This window comes from Nonomuraea sp. NPDC049158, from assembly GCF_040648335.1.
Lineage (GTDB): Bacteria > Actinomycetota > Actinomycetes > Streptosporangiales > Streptosporangiaceae > Nonomuraea.
The window spans coordinates 87,210-109,527 of the sequence record NZ_JBEZDM010000017.1; the positions used below are offsets into that span (position 1 = coordinate 87,210).

At 72.1% G+C, this 22,318-nt stretch carries 24 protein-coding genes; 6 read left to right on the plus strand and 18 right to left on the minus strand.

The genetic code is table 11. The features are described 5' to 3' along the window. Positions 1-6: 6 nt before the first annotated feature. Positions 7-777 carry a thioesterase family protein gene (locus AB0B61_RS32045; RefSeq protein ID WP_358439739.1) on the plus strand — a complete coding sequence of 257 codons (771 nt, stop codon included), beginning with the start codon at positions 7-9 and terminating at the stop codon, positions 775-777. 99 nt (positions 778-876) lie between these two features. Here AB0B61_RS32045 and gndA read toward each other — a convergent pair whose 3' ends face one another. Both gndA and AB0B61_RS32055 read right to left on the minus strand, forming a co-directional pair. Further along, entirely contained in the window at positions 877-2,301 is a 1,425-nt protein-coding gene (gene gndA / locus AB0B61_RS32050) for an NADP-dependent phosphogluconate dehydrogenase (protein ID WP_357645422.1), read from the minus strand. A 66-nt stretch (positions 2,302-2,367) separates the two neighbouring features. Then, positions 2,368-3,060, minus strand: a complete 693-nt coding sequence (locus tag AB0B61_RS32055) for an HAD family hydrolase (protein WP_358439742.1) — start codon at positions 3,058-3,060, stop codon at positions 2,368-2,370. 84 nt (positions 3,061-3,144) lie between these two features. Between AB0B61_RS32055 and AB0B61_RS32060 the strand changes: the two genes are divergently transcribed. Then, positions 3,145-4,179 (plus strand): aldo/keto reductase, encoded by a 1,035-nt coding sequence (locus tag AB0B61_RS32060; protein WP_358439744.1) that lies wholly within the window; start codon positions 3,145-3,147, stop codon positions 4,177-4,179. A 3-nt stretch (positions 4,180-4,182) separates the two neighbouring features. Here AB0B61_RS32060 and ptsP read toward each other — a convergent pair whose 3' ends face one another. The 8 genes from ptsP to AB0B61_RS32100 form a co-directional block, all read right to left on the minus strand. After that, positions 4,183-5,868 carry a phosphoenolpyruvate--protein phosphotransferase gene (ptsP, locus tag AB0B61_RS32065; protein ID WP_358439747.1) on the minus strand — a complete coding sequence of 562 codons (1,686 nt, stop codon included), beginning with the start codon at positions 5,866-5,868 and terminating at the stop codon, positions 4,183-4,185. Next, positions 5,861-6,142: an HPr family phosphocarrier protein gene (locus AB0B61_RS32070; RefSeq protein ID WP_225292945.1), complete on the minus strand. Its 282-nt coding sequence runs from the start codon at positions 6,140-6,142 to the stop codon at positions 5,861-5,863. The genes ptsP and AB0B61_RS32070 overlap by 8 nt, the downstream gene beginning before the upstream one ends. Positions 6,143-6,153: 11 nt before the next feature. Beyond that, positions 6,154-7,158 (minus strand): zinc-dependent dehydrogenase, encoded by a 1,005-nt coding sequence (locus tag AB0B61_RS32075; RefSeq protein WP_358439750.1) that lies wholly within the window; start codon positions 7,156-7,158, stop codon positions 6,154-6,156. Next, positions 7,155-7,595, minus strand: a complete 441-nt coding sequence (locus AB0B61_RS32080) for a PTS sugar transporter subunit IIA (protein ID WP_358439752.1) — start codon at positions 7,593-7,595, stop codon at positions 7,155-7,157. The genes AB0B61_RS32075 and AB0B61_RS32080 overlap by 4 nt, the downstream gene beginning before the upstream one ends. Beyond that, positions 7,576-7,884: a PTS lactose transporter subunit IIB gene (locus AB0B61_RS32085; protein WP_358439755.1), complete on the minus strand. Its 309-nt coding sequence runs from the start codon at positions 7,882-7,884 to the stop codon at positions 7,576-7,578. The genes AB0B61_RS32080 and AB0B61_RS32085 overlap by 20 nt, the downstream gene beginning before the upstream one ends. Before the next feature lie 3 nt (positions 7,885-7,887). Continuing rightward, entirely contained in the window at positions 7,888-9,066 is a 1,179-nt protein-coding gene (locus AB0B61_RS32090; RefSeq protein ID WP_358439757.1) for a PTS mannitol transporter subunit IICB, read from the minus strand. 47 nt (positions 9,067-9,113) lie between these two features. Further along, entirely contained in the window at positions 9,114-10,064 is a 951-nt protein-coding gene (gene pfkB, locus AB0B61_RS32095; protein ID WP_358439760.1) for a 1-phosphofructokinase, read from the minus strand. A 70-nt stretch (positions 10,065-10,134) separates the two neighbouring features. Beyond that, entirely contained in the window at positions 10,135-10,896 is a 762-nt protein-coding gene (locus AB0B61_RS32100) for a DeoR/GlpR family DNA-binding transcription regulator (RefSeq protein WP_358439762.1), read from the minus strand. A gap of 88 nt (positions 10,897-10,984) precedes the next feature. On the opposite strand from AB0B61_RS32100, the gene AB0B61_RS32105 reads away from it, so the two are divergent. Next, positions 10,985-11,893, plus strand: coding sequence for a hypothetical protein (locus AB0B61_RS32105; RefSeq protein WP_358439765.1), 909 nt, complete (start codon positions 10,985-10,987; stop codon positions 11,891-11,893). A 15-nt stretch (positions 11,894-11,908) separates the two neighbouring features. Here AB0B61_RS32105 and AB0B61_RS32110 read toward each other — a convergent pair whose 3' ends face one another. Further along, on the minus strand, positions 11,909-12,514 hold the full coding sequence (locus AB0B61_RS32110) for a class I SAM-dependent methyltransferase (RefSeq protein ID WP_358439768.1): 606 nt from the start codon (positions 12,512-12,514) through the stop codon (positions 11,909-11,911). A gap of 21 nt (positions 12,515-12,535) precedes the next feature. Here AB0B61_RS32110 and AB0B61_RS32115 point away from each other — a divergent pair, with 21 nt between their 5' ends. Beyond that, on the plus strand, positions 12,536-13,399 hold the full coding sequence (locus AB0B61_RS32115) for a hypothetical protein (protein ID WP_358439771.1): 864 nt from the start codon (positions 12,536-12,538) through the stop codon (positions 13,397-13,399). Here the strand turns inward: AB0B61_RS32115 and AB0B61_RS32120 are convergent. Together AB0B61_RS32120 and def are read right to left on the minus strand one after the other, a co-directional pair. Beyond that, a complete protein-coding gene (locus AB0B61_RS32120; RefSeq protein ID WP_358439774.1) occupies positions 13,368-13,730 on the minus strand; it encodes an MmcQ/YjbR family DNA-binding protein in 363 nt (120 codons plus the stop codon). The genes AB0B61_RS32115 and AB0B61_RS32120 overlap by 32 nt on opposite strands. A gap of 79 nt (positions 13,731-13,809) precedes the next feature. Further along, positions 13,810-14,349, minus strand: a complete 540-nt coding sequence (gene def, locus AB0B61_RS32125; RefSeq protein WP_358439777.1) for a peptide deformylase — start codon at positions 14,347-14,349, stop codon at positions 13,810-13,812. 140 nt (positions 14,350-14,489) lie between these two features. Between def and AB0B61_RS32130 the strand changes: the two genes are divergently transcribed. Next, positions 14,490-15,284, plus strand: a complete 795-nt coding sequence (locus AB0B61_RS32130; protein ID WP_358439779.1) for a methyltransferase domain-containing protein — start codon at positions 14,490-14,492, stop codon at positions 15,282-15,284. 54 nt (positions 15,285-15,338) lie between these two features. Here the strand turns inward: AB0B61_RS32130 and AB0B61_RS32135 are convergent, their stop codons facing one another. Next, positions 15,339-15,884: a hypothetical protein gene (locus AB0B61_RS32135; RefSeq protein ID WP_358439782.1), complete on the minus strand. Its 546-nt coding sequence runs from the start codon at positions 15,882-15,884 to the stop codon at positions 15,339-15,341. An 11-nt stretch (positions 15,885-15,895) separates the two neighbouring features. Next, complete coding sequence (locus AB0B61_RS32140; protein WP_358439785.1) at positions 15,896-16,870, minus strand: hypothetical protein; 975 nt, start codon at positions 16,868-16,870, stop codon at positions 15,896-15,898. A 142-nt stretch (positions 16,871-17,012) separates the two neighbouring features. On the opposite strand from AB0B61_RS32140, the gene AB0B61_RS32145 reads away from it, so the two are divergent. Beyond that, positions 17,013-17,957 (plus strand): GNAT family N-acetyltransferase, encoded by a 945-nt coding sequence (locus AB0B61_RS32145; protein ID WP_358439788.1) that lies wholly within the window; start codon positions 17,013-17,015, stop codon positions 17,955-17,957. Positions 17,958-18,009: 52 nt separating this feature from the next. Here AB0B61_RS32145 and AB0B61_RS32150 read toward each other — a convergent pair whose 3' ends face one another. The 3 genes from AB0B61_RS32150 to AB0B61_RS32160 are packed head-to-tail and all read right to left on the minus strand — an operon-like array spanning position 18,010 to position 22,018. Continuing rightward, a complete protein-coding gene (locus AB0B61_RS32150; RefSeq protein ID WP_358439791.1) occupies positions 18,010-18,753 on the minus strand; it encodes a nucleotidyltransferase domain-containing protein in 744 nt (247 codons plus the stop codon). Further along, positions 18,750-19,403, minus strand: coding sequence for a nucleotidyltransferase domain-containing protein (locus AB0B61_RS32155; protein ID WP_358439794.1), 654 nt, complete (start codon positions 19,401-19,403; stop codon positions 18,750-18,752). The genes AB0B61_RS32150 and AB0B61_RS32155 overlap by 4 nt, the downstream gene beginning before the upstream one ends. Beyond that, complete coding sequence (locus AB0B61_RS32160) at positions 19,400-22,018, minus strand: MXAN_6230/SCO0854 family RING domain-containing protein (RefSeq protein ID WP_358439797.1); 2,619 nt, start codon at positions 22,016-22,018, stop codon at positions 19,400-19,402. Before AB0B61_RS32160 ends, AB0B61_RS32155 begins: the two co-directional genes overlap by 4 nt. Between the last annotated feature and the right edge of the window lie 300 nt (positions 22,019-22,318).

Genomic DNA, 22,318 nt, shown 5'->3' on the forward strand with positions numbered 1-22,318 from the left:
CATTCTGTGACGTCAGCGTTCTTCACGCGTAAGACGGGCGAGTTCGTGCCCGCTCCGCACGCCCGCAGCCCTTGGTCGCCCGACATGCTCCACGGCCGCCTGCTCGGGGGCCTGGCCGCCATGGCCGTCGAGCAGGAGTACGGTGAGCCGGACCTGCGGTTCGCCCGCCTCACCGTCGATCTGTTCCGCAACAGCCCGATGCTCCCGGTCACCGTCGAGACCGAGCTGGTCAGGGACGGGCGCCGGATCCGGGTGGCCGACGTGACGATCCGTACCGACCAGGGCGTGATCGGCCGGGCCAGCGCCGTGCTTCTCCGGCAGAGCGAGCAGCCGGACGGCGAGCGGAACGACACGCCCGCGTGGGACGAGCCGCCGCCCGCCGGACCGCCGGTGACGGGCGGGGAGTGGGAGCCGCCGTTCGACCTGTGGCGGCTGACCGACTGGAGCGAGCCGGGCCCCAACCGGGTCTGGCTGCGCGAGACCCATCCGCTCGTGGACGACGAGCCGGTCACGCCGTTCACCAGGGTGGCGCTCGCGGCCGACTTCGCCAGCCCGATCAGCACCGGTGGCACCGGCGGCGTGCACTTCATCAACGCCGACTACACGATCACGCTCGGCCGGGTCCCCGAGGGCGAGCTGGTCGGCGTGGAGGCGACCGGGCACCTCAGCGACGGCGGCGTCGCCACCGGGCAGTGCACCCTGCACGACGCCGCCGGGCCGATCGGCTTCTGCCTCGTGACCGCCGTGGCCAACCCGATCCCCTTGCGTACCCGCTGAAGTACGAAGCCGCTTTCGAGCGGGCCCGCTAAAGTACGGGCCCGCTGAAGTACGAAGCCGCTTTCGAGCGGGCCCGCTGAAGAGCACGGCTGCTGAGAACTAGGCGGGACGCTCGGTGCGGTCGCCGGACCAGTCGGTGTGGTAGGCGCCCTCGCGGTCCACCCGAAGGTAGGTGTGCGCGCCGAAGAAGTCGCGCAGACCCTGGATCAGCGCGGCGGGCAGCCGCTCGCGGCGCAACCCGTCGTAGTAGGCCAGCGCCGAGGAGAAGCCCGGCGTCGGCACGCCGATCTGCACCGCCGTGGTCACCACCCGGCGCCAGGACTCCTGCGCCAGGTTCAGCGCCGCCGCGAACGTCGGGTCGGCCAGCAGCGTCGGCAGCGCCCGGTCGGTGTCGTAGGCGGCGCGGATCCGGTCGAGGAAGCGGGCCCTGATGATGCAGCCGCCCCGCCAGATCGTGGCCATGGCGCCCAGGTCCAGGTCCCAGCCGTACTCCTTGGAGGCGGCGGCCATCTGGTCGAAGCCCTGCGCGTAGGCGACGATCTTGGAGGCGTACAGGGCCTGCCGTACGTCCTCGATCAGCTCCCGCCCGCCGACGCCCGACAGCTTCGGCCCCTCCAGGGACGCGGCGGCGGCGCGCTGCTCCGGGTGGCCCGACAGCGCGCGGGCGAACACCGCCTCGGCGATGCCCGTCACCGGAACGCCCAGGTCGAGCGCCCCCTGCACGGTCCAGCGGCCGGTGCCCTTCTGCTCGGCCTGGTCCACCACGATGTCCACGAACGGCTTGCCGGTGGCCGCGTCCACCTGGTCGAGCACCTCGGCGGTGATCTCGATCAGGTAGGACTCCAGCTCGCCCTCGTTCCACTCGCGGAACACTCCGGCGAGCTCCGCCGGGGTGGCGCCGAGAGCCTGGCGCAGCAGGTCGTAGGACTCGGCGATGAGCTGCATGTCCGAGTATTCGATGCCGTTGTGCACCATCTTGACGAAGTGCCCGGCACCGTCGGGGCCCACGTGCACCGCGCACGGGACGCCGTCGACCTTGGCCGAGATGTCCTGCAGGATCGGGCCGAGCGCCTCCCACGACTCCTTGGAGCCGCCGGGCATGATGCTCGGGCCGTTGAGCGCGCCCTCCTCGCCGCCGGAGATGCCGGTGCCGACGAAGTGGATCCCCTTGTCGCGCAGGGCCGCCTCGCGCCGCCGGGTGTCGGCGAAGTGCGCGTTGCCGCCGTCGACGATCATGTCGCCCGGCTCCATCAGCTCGGCGAGCTGGTCGATCACCGCGTCGGTGCCCGGACCCGCCTTCACCATGATGATCGCCCGGCGCGGCCGCTTGAGCGAGGCCACGAAGTCCGCCAGTTCCTCCGACGGAACGAACGTGCCCTCCCCGCCGAACTCCTTGACCAGCTGCTGCGTCCGGCTGGGCGTGCGGTTGTGCACGGCCACCGCGTAGCCGTGCCTGGCGAGGTTGCGCGCCAGGTTCCTGCCCATGACCGCCAGGCCGGTGACCCCGATATCTGCCAAGTCCATATCAAGCTCCTCTGTGGGGGATACGCATGATCCAGCGGTAGAGGTTCGGCTGGATATTCCAATATTTCAATCGCTTTGGCGTACGCCCAGTTCGTCGAGCCGATGCAGCATGTCGGCCGGATCCGCGTACACGCGGAAAGCGCCCGCGCGCTCCAGTTCGTCCCTGCCGTATCCGCCGGACAGCACCCCGATCCCGAGCGCCCCCGCACGGCGGGCGGCGAGCAAGTCCCAGACACTGTCTCCTACCACCATCGCATGCCGCACATCCACCTCCAGCAGCGCCGCACCCGCAAGGAACAGGTCGGGGTCCGGCTTGGCCCGGCGCACCAGGTCGCGGGTCACCATCGGAGTGTCCTCCGGCAGGCCCAGCATGCCCAGCGCGAGCCGGGCCGTACGCGCGTAACCGCTGGTCGCGATCGCCCACGGCACGCCGCGCGAGGTCAGCTCGCTCAGCAACTCGGCGGCGCCCGGCAGCGGGCGGACGGAGTCGATCTGCTCGGTGTAGGCGTCACCGTGGATCGTCTGCAACTCGTCGATCTGCTCCGCCGACAGTTTCAGCCCCGTCTCCCGCAGCAGCGCGCTCACGAACAGCCCGCCGCTCATCCCGATGCGGCGGTGGATGCGCCACACCGACAGGTCGATGCCCAGCCCGGACAGTGCCTGGCGCCAGGCGATCACATGCTGGTAGACGCTGTCGATCAAGGTGCCGTCGAGGTCGAAGAGGAACGCCGGTGTGGGTGCGTGCGGGAACTCCGTCATGGCTCCATGACACCACGGCCGCCATGGACGCCGTCATCGCGGTGCGGCTGCCCGCCGCCCAGGTGGTCATGCCAGAGTGAGGGCATGACGGAATATCGCGTACTCGGACATACCGGTCTCAAGGTCAGCCCTCTTTGCCTCGGCGCGATGATGTTCGGCGGGTTCGGTGAGGAGTCGGCCGAGAAGTCGGCCGACATCATCGACCGCGCCCTCGACTCGGGCATCAACTTCATCGACACCGCCGACGTCTACTCGCGGGGCCAGTCGGAGGAGTTCGTCGGCCAGGCCCTGGCCAGGTCGGGCAAGCGCGACGACGTCGTCCTGGCCACCAAGTGCCATGGCGCCATGGGTGACGGCCCCAACGAGGGGGGCAACTCGAGGCGCTGGATCTTCCAGGCCGTCGAGAACAGCCTGCGCCGCCTCGGCACCGACTGGATCGACCTCTACCAGATCCACCGCCCCGACCCCGCCACCGACATCGACGAGACGCTCGGCGCCCTCACCGACCTCGTACGGCAGGGCAAGGTCCGCTACATCGGCAGCTCCACCTTCCCCGCGCACCAGGTGGTCGAGGCCCAGTGGGCGGCCGAGCGGCGCGGGCTCGAACGCTTCGTCTGCGAGCAGCCCCCGTACTCCCTGCTCGCCCGCGGCATCGAGGCCGACGTGCTGCCCACCGTCGAGAAGTACGGCATGGGCGCCATCGTCTGGAGCCCGCTGGCGGGCGGCTGGCTGAGCGGCCGCTACCGCAAGAACCAGGAACTGCCAGAGAGCCGCCGCGCGAGCCGGCTGCCGCACCGCTACGACATGAAGCTGGAGGTCAACCAGCGCAAGCTCGACGCCGTCGAAGAGCTCGCCGTCCTGGCCGAGGAGGCCGGGCACACGCTGATCGAGCTGGCCCTGGCGTTCACGATCAGGCACCCGGCGGTCACCTCGGCCATCATCGGGCCGCGCACGATGGAACACCTGGAGGGCCAGCTCTCCGCCCCCGATGTACGGCTCAGCGACGACGTCCTGGACAGGATCGACGCCATCGTGGCGCCGGGCGTCACCATCAACCCGGGCGACGAGGGCTGGCAGCCCCCGCAGCTGTCCGACGCGCGACTTCGCCGCCGCCCCTGACCGTCACTGGGCGAGTGCCGCCAGCTCGCGGCACTCCTCCAGGGTGTGCTGGGACAGCTCCTCGCGTACGGACGGCACGCACACCGCCGCCATGGACAGGCTCGTCACCCCCAATCCCACCAGCACCGGGGCGAGCCGGGGATCGCCGGCGGCCTCGCCGCAGACGCCGACCGGCTTGCCGGCGGCGCGGCCGGCGTCCGCGCAGGCGGCGATGAGCTTCAGGAGCGCGGGCTGCCACGGGTCCAGGAGGTCGGCCAGGCCGGGGTGCTGACGGTCGGCCGCGAAGGTGTACTGGCTGAGGTCGTTGGTGCCGATGCTGAGGAAGTCCACTTCCGCCAGCAGGCGGTCGGCCAGCAGGGCGGCGGCCGGCACCTCGACCATCGCGCCGACCCGGGTCAGGCCCCGGGCGCGGGCGCGGCGGGCGAAGCCGGCCGCCTCCGCCGGGGTGGTGACCATCGGGGCCATCACCCAGGCGTCGGCGCCCGTCGCGCGGGCCGCCTCCGCTATCGCGTCGAGCTGCGTGTCCAGTACGGCCGGGAGCACGCGGTCCACCCGCAGGCCGCGGATGCCGAGCGCCGGGTTCGGCTCCGGGGGCAGGCCGAGGAACGGCAGCGGCTTGTCCGTGCCCGCGTCGAGCGTGCGCACCACGACGGTCCCGGCCCGCGCGAACACCTCGGTGTAGGCGGCCACCTGCTCCTCGAACGACGGCTCCCGCTTGCGGTCCAGGAACAGGAACTCGGTCCTGAACAGCCCGACCCCCTCCGCGCCCGGCCGGAGGTCGGCGGCCGAGCCGATGTTGAGCAGCAGCTTGACCGGGTGGCCGTCGGCCGTCCTGCCGGGGCCGCTGCTGTTGGCCAGGCGCTCGCGCTCCTCCCGGTCGCTCCTGCGGACTTCCGCCACGGCCTCGTCCGTCAGGCCGACGCCGATTCGGCCCGTCTTGCCGTCGACCGAGATGACCGTGCCGTCGGTCAGGGCGGTGATGCCCGCGCAGGCGACCACGGCGGGCAGGCCGCGGCCGCGCGCCAGGATCGCGGTGTGGCTGGTCGGGCCGCCCTTCTCGGTGACCAGCGCCACCACGTCCGTGCCCAGGCCCGCCGTGTCGGCGGGGGAGAGGTCCTCGGCCACCAGGACGTACGGGTGGCCGGGGGCCGGGATGCCGGGCATCGGCAGGCCCAGGCAGGCGGCGACGGCGCGGTGCTTGAGGTCGTCCAGGTCGGCGGCCCGCTCGGCGAGATAGCCGCCGAGCGCGGCCAGCGTCTCGCGGTGGTGGGTGAAGGCGGCGTCCAGGGCGTGGGGCGCGTCCAGGCCGTCGCGGACGGCGGCCTCGGCGTCCTCACGCAGCATCGGGTCGTCGGCGATCATGGCGAGCGCGTCGAGAATCTCCGCCGCGTCGCCGCCACCGGCCTGAGCCGCGTCGCCGCCGCCGGGAGCCGCCCCGCCGCCTTCCCGGGTCGCGCCCCCGCCCGTGCCCCGTGCGGCGTTGGCCGCGCGTTGCCGCAGGTCGGCGGTGACCGACTCAAGGGCCTTCACCACCGCGGCGGTCTCCGCGGCAGGGTCGGCGACCTGCCGAGGGCTGGGAAGTGCGGGCTGCGGTGCCATGCGGATCATCGGCCCCGCGGCCCGACCCTGGCTGACCCCCAGGCCCGCCAGGCCGCCGTCCGGGGCGGCCGGTCGGCCGGGGTCAGCCATCGAGGGCACCTTCCGCGTCCAGGTCCTGGGCGAGCAGTGCCACCAGCGCGTCCAGCGCCGCGTCCGCGCCCGGCGCGTCCGACTCCAGTGTCACCTCGGTGCCCTGGGTGGCGCCGAGTGACAGCACGCCCAGCATGCTGTTCGCGGGCACCGACTTCTCGCCCACCCGGATCCGCACCGGAACCCCCAGCCGCACCGCCTCCTGGACGAACAGCTTCGCGGGCCGCGCGTGCAGGCCGCTCGCCGATGCCACCGTCACCGTACGTTGTGCCATCACAACCCCCCTCAGGGCTCGATCGTGACCTTGATGGCCGCGCCCCGGCTGACGAGGTCGATCCCGTCGAGCACCTGGGGCAGCGGCAGCCGGTGGGTGATCAGGTCCGCCACCGGCACCAGACCTTCGGCGATCAGCCCGAGGGCCTCGGCGTTGTGCGCCGGGCTGGAGCCGTTCGCGCCGACGATGGTCAGCTCGCGGTAGTGCACCAGGTTGGAGTCCAGGGCGATGTTCGGGGCGTCCTTGGGCAGGCCGCCGAAGAAGCTGATCCTGGCCTGCCTGGCCGCCATGCGCAGGGCCTGCTCCTGGGCCGCGCCGGAGGCCGCCGCCGTGATCACCACGTCGGCGCCGCGGCCACCGGTCAGCTTGAGCACCTGGTCCACCGCGTCGGTGTCGGCGACCGCGTCGGGGCGTACCAGCTCCGCCGCCATCGCCAGCCGCTCGGCGTTCACGTCGACCAGGAACACCCGCGCGGCGCCGCGCGCGTGGGCCAGCCGCACGTGCAGGCAGCCGATCGGGCCCGCGCCCATGACGACCACGTCGTCACCCGGGCCGACCCGCGCCAGCGACTGGCCGTTCAGCACGCAGGCCAGCGGCTCGGCCACCGACGCCTCGGCGAACCCGACGCCGGACGGGATGACGTTGACGCCGTTCACGGCCCGCACCTTCGCGGGGATCACCATGTACTCGGCGAAACCGCCGTCGTAGTGGTACCCCATCGACTCCTGGTTCGGGCAGACGGTGAGGCGGCCGCGCCGGCACTCCTCGCAGGTGCCGCACGGAATGGCGGCGATCACCTGCACGCGTTCGCCGGTGCCGACCACCTCGCCGGCGATCTCGTGGCCCATCACCCGGGGCGGGCGGATGTGGTGGTGGCCGTGCTTGAAGATCTTGGCGTCGGTGCCGCAGGTCGAGCAGTTGCGTACCCGGATCTTCAACTCGCCAGGACCGGCGACCGGCTCCGGCGCGTCCTCCACCCGGATGTCGCCTGGGGCGTGGAAACGGGCGACTTTCACGATCTGAGCTCCTTCATCACTTGACCGACCTCCGTCGCCTCACGGAGCGCTCTGGCGCGTTCGGGGTCGAGCAGGATGTCGGCGAGCGCCGCCAGCAGTTGCACGTGCCCGTCGTTCTTCGCGGCGATGCCGACGCAGAGGGTGACGGGCTCGCCGCCCCAGTCGACGCCGTCCGGGAAGCGTACGACGCAGATCGCGTCGTGCTGGACGACCTCCTTGGCGGCCGCGGTGCCGTGCGGGATGGCCACGCCCTCGCCGACGTAGGTGGAGATCGTCTGTTCGCGTTCGAGCATGGCGTCGATGTACGGCTCGGCGACCGCGCCCACGTCCACCAGGGCGCGCCCGCACCGCCTGATCGCCTCGTCCCGGTCGGCCGCGCTCTCGTGCAGGAGTACGGCGCGTGGGTCGAGCAGGTCGTCACGCATCGACCGTGCCACCGTTCTTGATGGTGGCGACCAGCTTGGTCACGGCCGGGTCGCCGAGGAAGATCTGGAAGGGCACCAGCACCTTGCCCGGCGCCGAGACCCTGGCCCGGGCGGCCAGCCCGGAGTGGCAGACGACCACGTCGGCGTCGGCCGGGATCTCGTTCACCGGCGTGTGCTCCACGGTGACGCCGCTGCCCTTGAGCTGCTTGCGCAACTGGCTGGCGAGCATGACGCTGCTGCCCATGCCCGCGTCGCAGGCCACGATGATCTTGTGAATGTCCTTGCTGTCGATGCTGGCCATGGTTCACGCCTCCTTGGCGACGGGCTGGGCCTGGGTCTCGCGGTCGTTCGCGCCGCTTTCCTCGACGCGGTCGGCGGCAGGTTCGGGAGTGTCGGCGGCGGCGGCCTGCGGGGTGTCCTCCGGCGGCTCCTCCTTCTCGCCGCGGCCGAAGCCGAGCAGGAGCGAGGAGACCGCGAACGACACGGCGGTGGCGACGAGGATGCCGGCGATCACGCCCAGCCAGCCGCCCTTCGGCGTCACGGCCATGTAGGCGAAGATGCTGCCCGGTGAAGGAGTCGCCACCAGCCCGGCGCCGGTGATCATGAAGGTGAACACGCCGGCCGCGCCGCCCGCGATGACTCCGAGGATGAGGCGGGGCTTCATCAGGACGTACGGGAAGTAGATCTCGTGGATCCCGCCGAAGAAGTGGATGATCATCGCGGCGGGCGTGCTCGGACGCAGTGGGCGCGGGCCGAACAGCAGGAACGCGATGAGCAGGCCGAGCCCGGGACCCGGGTTCGACTCCAGCATGAACAGGATCGACTTGCCGTGCTTGACGGACTCGGCGACGCCGAGCGGTCCGAGGACGCCGTGGTTGACGGCGTTGTTGAGGAACAGCACCTTGGCGGGCTCGATCAGGACCGAGGCGAGGGGCAGCAGGTTGTTGACGATGAGCCACTCGACCGCGTTGCCCGCGGCCGTGGTCACGACCCGGACGACCGGCCCGATGGCCCACATCCCCACGATGGCCATGACGGCGCCGACGATGCCCGCGGTGAAGTTGTCGACGAGCATCTCGAAGCCGGATTTGGTCCGGTCCTCCGTGAACTTGTCCACATATTTCAGGATCAGGGCGGTGAGTGGGCCGATGATCATGGCGCCCAGGAACATCGGGATGTCCGACCCCACGATGACGCCCATCACCGCGACCGCGCCCACCACCGCGCCGCGTTGCCCGTGGACCATCCGGCCGCCGGTGTAGGCGATGAGGATGGGCAGCAGCGTCTTGATGATCGGGTCGACCATCGCGCCCAGCGCCGCGTTCGGCAGCCAGCCGGTGGGGATGAACAGCGCGGTGATCAGCCCCCAGGCGATGAACGCGCCGATGTTCGGCATGATCATGCCGGCCAGGTGGCCGCCGATGCGCTGGATGGTGGCCTTGGCCCCGGTCCCATAGACCTGGGGTGTGTAGGTTTCGGCCATTGGACATGCTCCTTCGGGGGGATGAGCAGGTTCCTGGTATGTCGAAGTCAGGTGGGGTCGGCGGGGGATTCCAGGGGGTGGGTCAGGAGGGGCGGGCCGGTGCGGACGCCGTCGCGGCGGATGTCGCCAGGCCCGGGCATTCGGCTGCCCGGCAGGCACACCGCCGCCGCGCCCCAGGCCAGCGCCTCGACCAGGGCCCGCTCGCCGTGCGCGCCGCCGGCCAGGAAGCCCGCCAGCATGGCGTCCCCGGCCCCGACCGAGCTGCGCGGCTCCGTCACGGTGGCGTGGCCGTACCAGATGCCGCTGTCCTGGACGAGAACCGCGCCGTCGGCGGCGAGGCTGGCCAGGACCGTACGCGCGCCCGCCGCCCGGAGCTTGCCCGCGGCCTCCACCACGTCGCCGACGCAGCGGATCGGCATGCCGGTGGCGGCGGCGAGCTCCTCCAGGTTCGGCTTGACTAGGGCGGGTCCCGCGGCCAGCGCGTTGGCCAGCGCCGGGCCGCTGGCGTCGACGGCGACGTGGATGCCCGCGCCGGCGAAGCGGCGGCAGAGCCTGGCGTAGACGTCGGCGGGCACCTCCGGCGGCAGGCTGCCCGAGGCCACCACCCAGTCGGCCTCATGCGCGGCGGCCAGTACGGTGTCGGCGATCGTGTCCAGCTCGCCGGGGGACAGGGCGGTGCCGGGCTCGTTGATCTTGGTGATGGTGCCGTCGGGCTCGGCCAGGGTGACGTTCGACCGGGTGGTGCCGGTCACCGGGACCGTCACCATGTCGAGCCCTTCGAGGGTGAGCAGGCGGACGAGCTGCCTGCCCTCGTCGCCGCCGAACGGGACCACGGCGCGCGAGGCGACCGCGTTGGCGAGCAGCGCGCGCGAGACGTTCACGCCCTTGCCGCCGGGGTCCAGGCGGGCGGCGGCGGCCCGGATGACGGCGCCCCGGTCGAGCGAGCCGATCTCGATCGTGCGGTCCAGGCTGGGGTTGAGCGTCAGCGTGAGGATCATGGCCGCCACTCTCCGCCGAGGTCTCCGTAAGAGGTCACGCCCGAACCGCCGCCGAGGTCTCCGTAACGGGTCATGCCCGGACCACCTCCGGGCCCGCGGCGGACAGGTCGGCGGCCAGGGCGAGGTCGAGGCCCGCGTCGGTGATCACCACGTCGATCTCGCTCAGCTCGGCGAAGCTCGCCAGGTAGGTGTTGGTGAACTTGGTGTGATCGGCCAGCAGCACGCTGCGCTCCGCGGCCGACACCATCGCCCGCTTGATCGCCGCCTCCGCCGGATCAGGCGTGGTCAGGCCCTTGGCGACCGAGCAGCCGTTCGTCGCCATGAACGCCACGTCCACGTGCAGCTGGGACAGCGGCCGCAGCGCCCAGTCGTCCACGGTGGCCAGCGTCCGGCCGCGCAGCCGGCCGCCGAGCACGATGACGCTGATGTTGGCGCGGGCGGCCAGCGCGGTGGCCAGCGGCGGTGAGTTGACCACGACCGTGAGCTCCCGGTCGGCGGGCAGGATCTGCACCAGGCGGCCGGTGGTGCTGCCGGCGTCGATGATGACCGAGCCGTCCTCCGGCAGCTCGGCCAGGGCGGCCTTGGCGATGCGCTCCTTCTCCGCGGTCATCACCTCGTCGCGGGTGGCGAGCGCGGGCTCGAACCCCATCCGCTCCACGGGAATCGCGCCGCCGTGCACCCTGCGCAGCACGCCCGCCCGCTCCAGCGCGGTCAGGTCGCGGCGGATCGTCTCGGTGGTCACGTCGAGCTCGCCGGCCAGCGACACCACGTCGACACGGCCCGCGGCGCGGGCCCTGCGAAGGATCTCCTGCTGCCGCTCCTCGGCGTACATGATGTTGATTCACCGCCGTTTCAGTGTGGTTTCATCTGTGTTTATACCCGACTCTGTTGGAAGGTCAAGACTCTGGTAGGTATGTCGGATGCGAACCAAGCCCTGGGCCGCCGTCGCGGCAGCCTTACCTCTCGCGGTGACATGCGTCGCCGGACCCCCGGCGGCCGCGTCCACCGATGGCGTCAAGCCTCCGACGGTGCCGGCCGGTACGACGGCGTCGTGGCTGGTGTTCGACAGGAAGGCGGGCACGTTCGTCGCCACCCGCAACGCGCACCGCAAGTTCCGCTCGGCCTCGGTCGTCAAGATCCTGATCGCGATCGACTACCTGGACAAGCGCAAGTCCGTCCCCGCCGCCGACGCCCGGCTGCTCAAGGTCATGCTGCGCTCCAGTGACGACCACGCGGCCACCACGTTCTGGAACCGCGACGGCAAGGGCGCGATCGTCGAGCGGATGGCGCGCAAGCTCGGGCTGTCCGACACCACGCCGCCGCCCGCGTCCAAGCCGGGGTTCTGGGGCTACACGTCGCTGAGCGCGTACGACATCGTGCGGACCTACCGCTATCTGCTCGACACGGCGGCGCCCGGGGTGCGGGACACGATCCTGGGGCACCTGCGCAACTCCACGCCGTGCGGCACCGACGGCTTCGACCAGTACTTCGGCATCCCGCGTGCGGTGCCCAAGCCGTGGGCGGTCAAGCAGGGCTGGTCGGGCTTCGGCGACGTGGCGCCCACCAAGTGCGGCACCGGCGCCTCGGTGAACCCGGTTCCGCTGCGGGCGGCTGGGGCCGACCTGTCGATCAGCGGGGTCGCGTCACGGGCCACCGGGTCCGGCGTGCCCGACTACGGCCGTCCGGTGCTGCACACCACCGGCCTGCTGGGCAAGGACGACCGGTTCATCATGGCGCTGCTCACGGCGCACCCCGTGGGCGGCACCTGGAGCTCCTCGGTCAAGCGCATCACCGGGCTGACCCAGGGCCTCTACCGGAGCGTGTCCTAAAGACCGGAGTGTGTCCTAAAGAAAGGTGAACATCCGGACGCCCGGCTCCAGCGGCCTGGGCGGGCCGGTGTAGCGGTGCACGCCGACGCCGTAGTGGCCGTCGCTGTCCAGGTGGATCCGCTCGAACTCGTCCTGCTCGAACCAGTCGCAGATCGTCGTCAGCAGGTCGGGTTCGTGGCGGCCCCTGGTCCAGATCACGGTCGCGCCGGGCGCGCAGAGGCGGGGCAGTGTGGCGACCGTACGCCGGATGTCGGCATCACTGACATTGCCGAAGATCCCGCAGGCGAGAACCAGGTCGGCGGGCACGGCGCCCGCGTAGGCGTCGGTCAGCGCGGCGTCGCCGCACACCACCTCGACGCCGCCGGGCGCGTCACGCTCGGCGATCCGGGCGTTGTGCTCGTCGAGCTCCACCAGCCTGGCGCGGACGCGCTCCCGGCGGGGGTGGGCGGCGAGTGCGGGCAGCAGGTCGCGGCCCGGGCCGGCGCACAGGCTCACCACCCGCTCGGCGCCGGCGTCCAGGGCGAGCCGGACGCGTTCGCGTACCACGGCCAGTCGGCGGCTCAGGGACGAGCCGGGCGTGTCGTAGTGGTCGTGCCAGGAAATCCAGTCGCGCTCGCTCATGATCACGATCATGCTTGGGCGATGGGTGATGAATCAACGGCTTTGCAGCGGGTGCTCAGGAAAGCGGGCGGTCCCGAGATCCTCGACGTGCTGGCCGAGCGGCTGTCCGGCGCCGATCTCACCACGCTGCTGCTCGAAGTCATGCGGGTGCGGGCGCGCGGCCTGACCCCGGCCGACGTGCTCCGCCGCTACACGACCGACCGGTTCGTGGGGCCGGCCACGGTGCCGTTCGAGCGCATCCGCCGGGTCGAGGACGCGGTGCTGTCGGTCGTACCGGCCGATTTCGAGCTGCTCACTCTGGCGCCGGTCGCGCCGCTCGGGGCGCACTCGGCGCCGGCCACCGTGGACCAGAACAAGGTGATCACCACGATCAGGAACACCGAGGTCGCGGCCGACCCGACGAACGCCCTCGCGCTGGAGGCGGCCGTCCGGCGGCGCCGCTCCACCGATCCGGTGCGGCTGGCCGCGTTCCAGCGTGTGGTGCGGGCGCAGCAGTTCGCGGGCGCGGGGATGTACGCGCACTTCGGCCTGTTCGCGCTGGTGTCGGGCGACCGGGACACGGGGAACCTGGCCTTCGAACGCCGTCACCTGGCCGAGCACCTGGGCCTGCTGACGGATGCCCTCCGGGCGTGCGGCATCCCCGGCCCGGAGGTCCGCGTCACCGTTCTCGACCCGCGCTTCGAGCGGGTGGCCGACGGACTCGGCGCGACGGACGACCCGGACCGGCGGTCCGGGCGGGGTTACTACGCGGGGTTGTGTTTCAAGATCTACGCGGACGGCGTGGAGCTGGCCGACGGGGGCTTCGTCGACTGGACGGCCCGCCTGCTCGGCAATCGCAAGGAACGCCTGCTGATCAGCGCGTTGGGTGTTGACCGGCTGAGCTGATGTAGGCGGCGTAGACCTTCTTCGGGACCGTCAGCCGCCACGCCTCGACGACCAGCTCCCGCATCTCGTCGGCGTCGATGGCGGCCATGCGCGCGACGACCCAGTTGAACCGCATGTCGGACTCGCCGGGCAGCAGGAACTTGTCCGGCTCGGCCGCCACCAGGGCGGCCCGCTCCTCCTTGGGGAAGCCGAAGCCCATGAGGGTCTCGTCGCGGGAGAAGGCCACGTAGACGATCGAGCCGACGCGGAACTTGATCCGGTCCCTGATGAGATGCTCCGACGAGCGCGGCAGCGTGCTCGCCAGCCGCCGCACGTCCTCCACCGTGATCACATCGCCACCGTAGTCCATGTCCGCGCCAGTCCACTTTCCGTCGGCAGTCCACTTTCCGTGGGCAGTCCACTTTCCGCGGTTACCCCACGGCGCGGGACTCCTCGTACGCCGCCAGCACCTGCTTGCGGCGCTTGGCCGGGAGGCGATCGATGTAGAGATAGCCGTCGAGGTGGTCGGTCTCGTGCTGCAGGCAGCGCGACAGCATGCCGGTGCCCTCGACGGTGACCGGCGCGCCCTCGGCGTCGAAGCCGTGCACGGTGGCGTGGTCGGGACGGGGGAGCGGGGCGTACTGGCCCAGGACCGACAGGCAGCCCTCCTCGCCCGCGTCGAGATGCCGCTCGCCGATTCCGGGCAGCTCGAGCGTCGGGTTGACCACGACGCCCTTGTGCCGGTCGCCGTTCTCGTCGGGGCAGTCGTACACGAACACCCGCGACGCCACGCCGATCTGGTTGGCGGCCAGGCCCACGCCCTCGGCCGCGTACATGCTCGCGAACATGTCCTCCACCAGCGCCGCCAGCGCTCCGTCGAACCGGGTGACCGGCTCGCAGGGCGTATGCAGCACCGGGTCTCCCACCTGAACGATCGGCCGGACCTCTCCCACGACCAGTGCCCTTTCCACATGCGGATGTGTCGCCACAAAGTCTACGAGCGCCCAAGAGATGATCAGCACCCAATCATGCTCATATAATGAGACATATATTCTTGAATGATGAGATAGGGGCTAGTGTCGTCGTACCGAGGCGAGACGAAGGAGTTTCGATGGACGCCGTCTACACCCATGGCCACCACGAGTCCGTGCTGCGCTCCCACCGCTGGCGCACCGCCGCGAACTCGGCCGCGTACCTGCTGCCCCACCTCAAGCCCCAGATGAAGCTGCTGGACGTGGGCGCCGGACCCGGCACCATCACGGCCGACCTGGCCGGCCGGGTGGCGCACGTGACGGCGTCCGAGGTGAGCGCGGAGACGCTGGAGCTGACCAGGGCCGGCGTGGGAGATGCGGGCAACGTCGACTTCGCCGTCGCCGACGTGCACGCGCTCGACTATCCGGATGCCACGTTCTGCGTCGTCCACGCCCACCAGGTGTTGCAGCACGTCGGCGATCCCGTACGGGCGCTGCGGGAGATGCGGCGGGTGACGAAGCCGGGCGGCCTGGTGGCGGCGCGTGACAGCGACTACGCCGCGTTCGCCTGGTACCCGCTGCTGCCGGAGCTCGACGAGTGGCTGGCGCTCTACCAGCGCATCGCGCGGAGCAACGGCGGCGAGCCGGACGCCGGACGGCGCCTGCTGTCGTGGGCCAGGGCCGCGGGCTTCGACGACGTCACCGCCACCTCGTCCACCTGGTGCTTCGCCACACCGGAGGACCGGGCCTGGTGGGGCGGGATGTGGGCCGACCGGATCAAGCAGTCCGCCATGGCCACGCAGGCACTCGACACGGGCGCCGCCACACAGGAGGACCTACGGCGCATCTCCGAGGGCTGGCTGAAGTGGGCCGCGGCCGACGACGGCTGGATCTCGATCACACACGGCGAGATCCTCTGCCGCATCGAGCGCTGAGGACCGCGTCAAGCGGCTGAGGGCCGCGTCGGGCGCTGAGGGCCGCGTCAAGCGTTAAAGGCCGGAGGCGCGGGACCACTGCGGGTCGCGGTAGAGGACCACGTCGGCGCCGTCCAGCAGCTCGTCGGGAGCCGACAGCATGGTGATCTCGCCCGCCGCCTGCAGCCGCAACAACAGGTCGCGAACCCGTGGCCCCACCGGCAGGCGGCCCGGCGGGAGTCCGAGGCCCGATCTGACCGCGTCCGCGACCTCCGACAGGTGGAACGGCCCGCCGAACTCCGCCACCACACCACGTACCAGGCTCATGGTGATCACCTGTTCGGCCTCGGCGTGGGCCAGCTCCCAGACGATCTGCTCCTTGCGGCGCCCCGTGGCCGCGCAGGCCGGGCAGGGGCGCATCAGGCCACGCGAGAGGCCGGGCAGGATGCCGGGCGCCAGACCGGGCAGCACCGGCTGCTCCGCCGAGCCGAGGCAGGCGGTGCACTGGTTGGTCTCGGAGGCGTGCAGCTCGGCGGACATGAGGTCGGGCAGGTCCGCCTCGCAGCCGCAGGAGTACGCGCCGAGAACGCCGGTCCGCGGGCTGATCGTGTGGTTCGTCATCTCGGGAGACTCTACCCTCGGGCGTCCATCAGGCCGTGCCGGCGCAGCGCCTTGCGGGCCGCCGCCACGACTCGCTCGTCCGGATGGTGGTCGATGAACACCTGCAGCACCCGTTCGGTCCAGGGATGGTCACCGAGGGCCAGGAGGGCGATCGTGCCCGCCTGCTCGTCCTTCTCCATGCCCTGGGAGACCGACTTGATGACCTCGGCCGCCTCCCCGCCGAACTCCAGCAGCGCCGCCGCCATGTCCACGAACGCCCACGCGATCTCCTCGGGCGTCGGGGGCCGTTCCTCGCGGCCCAGCCGGGCGGCCACGACGGCGCCCAGCCTCGGCGCGCCGAGCAGCCCGTCGAGCGCCTCCGTGCCCGCCTCGCCCAGCCCGGTGGCGAGCAGTTCCACGCCGACGGCCCGGCTCAGCGGGCTCACCTCGCCGAGCGCGGCCGCGATCTCGGCCGCCGCCTCGCCCTGATCCCGGCCGGCCAGCCAGCCGGCGAGCTCCTCGTCGCGTTCCGGCTCCGGGTAGGAGCGCAGGCCGTGCAGCAGCGCGCCGGCGTCCCGGCCGGCCAGCGAGCCCATGACCGGGATGTCCTGCCCGGTCGCCTCGCCGATCACCAGCCCGGCCGCCCAGATGCCGAGCGGGGTCAGGGTGCGCGGCGGCGCCTGGCGTACCAGGCCCAGGTCCGTCAGGACGGCGGGCACCTCGTCGGTCAGCGGACCGCGGCCCAGGTAGAGGCGTACCACCTCCATGAACAGCGTCTCGTCGGTGCTCAGCGTGCGGCGGCAGACGTCCGCCCACACCTGGAGCACCTTGTCGTCGGAGCCGTCACGCAGGGCCTCGGCCGCATCCGGCGCGAGCGCCGGATGAGCGGAAGCGCCGGCGTCGCCGGTCGCCAGAGGAGTCTCGCGTACGGCCGCCACCAGCTCGTCGTCGGCCGGCAGCCGGACGGGAGGCTGGAGCGGAAGCGTGTCGTCGTCGTAGGAGCCCACGTCCTTATCCTGTCGGAACTCGCCTTACATTTGCGATAAAGTCCTCGCTGACCGCGAAAAGTCCGGAAGAAGGGAGGCGTCGAGATGGTCCGTGGTTTCCGGGCGCTCCACGCGTCCGCTGTTGTCACTCTCCGGAGGAATCGTGCTTTTCCGCTCCACGGTCGAGGCTGACCTCGACCGACTGCTCGACTGCGCCGTCGATGAGCCCCTCAGCTGGGCCGACCCCGACCGGCTGCTCCCCTTCCTCAAGAACGGTCATTACCGCCACGACCGCATCTGGGTCGCGGAACAGGACGGCCGCATCCTCGCCCGCGCCGTCTGGTGGGGCCTGCCCGACGGCGACCGCCCGCTCGCGCTCGACTGCCTCTGGGTCCACCCGTCGGTGCCCGACCGCGTGGAACTGGCCGCCGAGCTGCTGCGACACGCCCATGAGGGGTTCGGCGACGCGCCCGCCTACCACGTGTTCGTCGCGAACGGCTGGCGGGACGACCCGGAGGTCACGGCCGCCATCGACTGGCGGTGGCGGGCCGGGGCACTGGCCGGGCTGACCGACGAGCTCGAACGGCTCCGGTTCGAGTGGACGCGCGGCACGCCGGTGCCGGAGGCGTCGGACCGGCTGGTGTTCCGGGCGGAGGCCGACGACGAGGTGTTCGTCGAGGCGTTCGGGCGCGTGGCCGTCGGCACGCTCGACCACCACACCCGGGAGGCCCTGGCCACGACCGCCCCTGAGGCGCAGGCCCGGGAGGATGTCGAGGGCTACCGGAGCATGCCGGGCGACAGGGGCTGGTGGCGCCTGGCGTACACGCCGGACGGCGACCTCGCCGGTGTGGCGCTGCCGTCGGCCAACGCGGGCGGGCCGGTGGTCGGCTACCTCGGCGTGGTGCCCGAGCACCGCGGCCACGGCTACGGCGACGACCTGCTCGGCGAGATCACCCGGCTGCACGCCGACCGGGGCGCCGAGCGGATCGTCGCCGACACCGACGCCGGGAACGTCCCGATGGCCAGGGCCTTCGAACGGTCCGGCTATCGCAACTTCGCCGTCAGGCTCGTCCTGTCGGCGGCGCCGCCTGCTGCCCTGAACACCTGATCCGGCCCCGCCGCTTGATGTCCTGACCACGTGATCTGGCGGCGCCGCCAGATCACGTGGCCACGGTGGCGAGGCGCGCCCGGACCACGAGGTCGTGCATGGCGTCCCGGACCGTGGCGGCCTCCGGCAGCGGTGAGCAGTCCCTGGCCGCCTCCAGCTCGGCGGTCAGGCGCGCCACGTCCTCGCCCGCCGTGCTCACCCCCGGCGCGCGGCCGTGCTCGGCGTCCCGCTTGGCGGCCACCAGGTCGGGCAGGTACGCCGGGACGTACGCGAACAGGTGGGTCAGGTCGGCGTCCAGCTCGCCGGTGCGCATCAGATGGAGGCCGGTGGCCAGCACGCGGAAGGTGTAGAGCAGCGGTATGAGCTCCCCGTTCTTCTCGAACAGCCGCCACTGCGTACGCGCGAACCCCAGATAGTGGTGGGCGTGGTGCCGCGTCAGGCAGCCGGGCGCCAGGGCCGTCAGCTCCTCGTGCAACGGAGAGGAGGACACGACCAAGGGGGAGAGGAGCTGTTCCAGGACGTAGCCGTTGCGGTTCAGCAGCAGCCCGCAGAACTTGGCCAGGTCGTGCGTGACCAGGTCCACCTCGACGCCGTCGCGCGTCCAGGTCCGATCGAGGGTCGCCGGTCCGGTACGCAGGCCGACGACCTCCCGCAGCGGCAGCAGGTGCACGCCCCGCAGGTCCACGTCCGAGTCGGCCGAGGGGAAACCGTAGAGGTGCGCGCCGCTGATCGTGGCGAACACCAGCGGGTACGGCTGCTCCTCGGGGATCTCCGGCAGCCAGGCAGGCAGGTTCACACGCGCTCCCGGGACAGGTGGGCTCTGCGTACGGCCACGAGGTAGGTCTCGACGGACTCCAGGTCCGGCGCCGCAGGCAGGACACCGGTCGCGTCGGCCAGGTCGCCGGTCAGCTCGGCGCGCCAGGCGGCGATCTCCGCCCATGCCACCTCGCCGCGCCTGATCGCCAGCAGCCGGTCGCGGTGGTCGCCCACCTGGATGAGGGGCTCGCCGTGGCGTATCAGGTGGCGGCCGCTGAGCAGCAGCCTGATCAGGTGCATCGCCTGCTTCCACTTCGGCGCGGCCGGATCGAGGCGGCGGAACTGGGCCTCGGCGTACCGGGTGAACGACTCGTGCGCCCGCCGCGACAGAAACGCCCCGCGCAGGTCGCGCAGCCGCTCGCCCTCCGGCGTGAGCACCTCCGTGAGGGGAGACCACAGGCACTCCAGGACCGTGGGGTTCGCGTCGAGGGCGAGCCCGCAGAAGCGCTCGACCTCCCACGAGAACTGCTCGGGCAACGGCCCGTCGCGATGCGTCACCGGCTTGTCCAGCCGCCAGAACGCCTCCGTCGGCGCCACGAACACCCCGCGCCGGTCGGTGTCGGACTCGGCCGTGTCCAGACCGTAGGCCCGCGACCCCACCACGACAGAAAGGATCAGATCTTCGCTCACGTGGGCACTTTCACGGGGTCGGGGGACAGGCCCGTCAGCAGGTCGGCCGCGCCCAGTGGGCGCACGTCGCCGAGGCCGTCCGGGTGCAGCGCGTACGCCGCGCAGCCGCTGGGCAGGGGCAGGTCGCCGTGGACGAGCATGGCGAGCTCGACCCCGTCGAACGACACGGGCCGTTCGACGGCCGGGGCGTCGGCGCGGGCCATCAGCCGGTCGGCGAACGCGGCCACGTCCTCACTCGGCCGCCGCTCGTAGCGGACCAGTTCGCCGTGGCGGTTTCGTACCAGGACCTCGGCGGCGCGCGCGGCGGCGTGCCAGCAGCCCACCTCCCACAGCGTCACCCGGTGCGTGAACGCCTGCTCGAGCGCCGCGCCCAGCAGGCCCAGCTCGCCGGCGCTACCGGCCACGTTGTGCCCGTAACCGGCGGCGGACAGGTTGACGTCCGCCCACCGCATCGTCCGCGTCCACAGGTCGGCCACCAGCGGCACCAGGATCTTGGCCGGCCCCGTCAGATCGAAGCGCTGCCGCACGGCCAGCGGGTCGAACAACCCCTCCGGCTGCTCCATGAACCCGGCGAACCCCCGTACCAGCCCCTCGAACGGCACGTCGTTGTAGCTGAACACCACCGGCACCAGGTAGCGGCCGCGCAGGGCCCGCACGTTCACGTCGATGAACTCCGACGCGCCCAGCGGCTCGGGCGCCGACGTCAGGTCGCCCGAGTGCGTGACGGCCTTGCCCAGCCGCAGTCGCGTGTAGTCGCACAGCCCGACGAACTCCCAGCGCCCGTCGAAGACCGCCACGGACAGGTCGAGGTCCACCCGGGTGCCCTTCGGCTCGGCCCAGTGGAGGAAGAACCGGAGCCGCTCGCCGCCGGGGAGGGGCTGGAGGCTGCCGCGCGGCAGCCGTACCAGCGCCTTGACCGCCGTCCGCTCGGACGTCGGCGCGACCAGGTCGGCCAGGCCCTCGTCCAGCAGCACCCGCCGCAGCGGGGGGAGCGCGGCGGCGCGGCGCAGCAGCTCGGCGGCCAGTGTCCGCTCGGCCTCCAGCACCACCTCGTCCGGCAGCGGCGGCCGGTCATCGGGCCGGGTGTGCAGGCGCGCGGTGCCACCGCGCGGCAGGAACAGCCGCAGCCCGCCGGGCGGCGTCCGCAGCTGCCCCAGGGCGGCGAGGAGCACCCCGGGCGCGACCCGCACCGCCACACCCGCCAACCCGGTAGATGCCGCCACGCCCGCCAGTCCGGCAGGCGCCGGTCCGGACGCGGGCGTGTCCGCCTCCGCGCGGCCGAGGGTCTCCAGCAGGTCGGGGGAGAGGCGGAGCAGCTGCGACAGCCGCCGCATCAGCTCGCCGGGCCGGTGGGCCAGCAGGTCGGCCGCGTCCGAGTGGCGGCCGTCGGCCAGGGCCGTCTCCATGCGGCTCGCGAACGAGGTGACCACCAGCCGCCCGTCACGCACCCGCAGCAGCCCCGGCCGCCGCGCGGCCAGCTCCAGCAGGGTCCGCCCGAACGCCGTCTCCGGGTCGAGCCGGGTGCCGCGCAGGGCGGCGAAGGCCAGCGCGGCGTTCGGGTAGCGGGCGTGGTGCTCGTGGGGGTGCAGCACCTCGGCCATGCGCTTCCACTGCTCGCCGTAGCGGAGCAGGTCCTCGATCGCGTACGGCATGGCGTCCAGGCACGACAGCAGCGTCCGGCGGACGGCGCGCGGCAGCGACACGCGGCGCCGCGGGCGGATCCGCAGCCCGGGGTCGGCGTCCATCAGCACGTACAGCAGCCGCAGCACGTCCGTGGCCGTCTCCAGATGCTTGCTCAGCAGCTCGGGGGCGCCCCGGCGCAGGGCGACGGCGAGCACGACGGCGCGCGTCTCCTTGACCGGGACGCTCTCCGGCAGCCAGTCGCCCGACTCGGGCCAGAACGCCTCCAGCAGCGTCTCCAGGTCGGCCCGGTCGTGCGGCGGCATGGGGGTGCGGCGGGTCATCAGGTCCACGGCCACCTCGCGGCAGGCCGCCGTGGGGTCGTCCGCGAGACGCAGCAGGCCGGTGGTGGTGACGGCGGCGCGGTCGACGCTCGCGCGCTCCTCCGACGGGAGCAGGAACGGGTCGTCCAGGTCGATGCGCCGATGGCAGATGGGGCAGGCGCTGAAGTCGGCGCCGTCCCAGCACGAACGGCACACCAGGTGCGCGCAGGGCGACACGGCGTGGACGGTCCCGACATTTCCGCACAGGACGCACGGCCGCTCCGGCTCCTGCAGCAGCAGCGAGAACACCCGCCGCACGTAGAACTCGCCGGTGTCCTTGGGCACCCTGTCAGGAAATCTCCGGAAAAGGGGTACGTGCGAGACCGACGCGCCCAGCTCGCCCCGCAGACCGTGCAGCAGCCGCCGCCCGACGCGCGTCAGGTCCTTCGACGACAGCCTCGCCAGCGCCCGATACAGCTCCGCCGACACCAGGAAGCCCAGTTGCAGCAGCTCGAACTCCAGCGCCGCCACCCCGGACCGCACATCGGCCCCGGTCATGGTCAGGCGGCTGGGCAGCGTGCCGACGGGTTCGGGAATACGCGGATCGGCGGCCAGCAGCGCGGGCGCGACCACCCGCGTACGGCGCAGCAGGATCTCGGCGGGACCGTTCACCCAGGCACCTCCGATGCCCTAGAGACCGCGGAGCGACCCTTCGCATTGAGAGAGGCCGCGTGGGAGCACCGCGCGACCTCTGAAGAGGTGGAGAGCGGGGGCGCTGGAGTCATTTGAAAAATGAAGAAGGAAGCACACCCAAAGAGCCACCCCGGTGATCCACGGTACCGGCACAAATCACCAAATGTCCCCCGAATTTCCAGTCCAGTAAGGCCCGGCATGCGCGAGAGCCGCTCCGGTGGATAGGGTCTCCGAATTCGACCAGGACAGAGACCAGGAGAGAAGGGCCGACCGGTGACC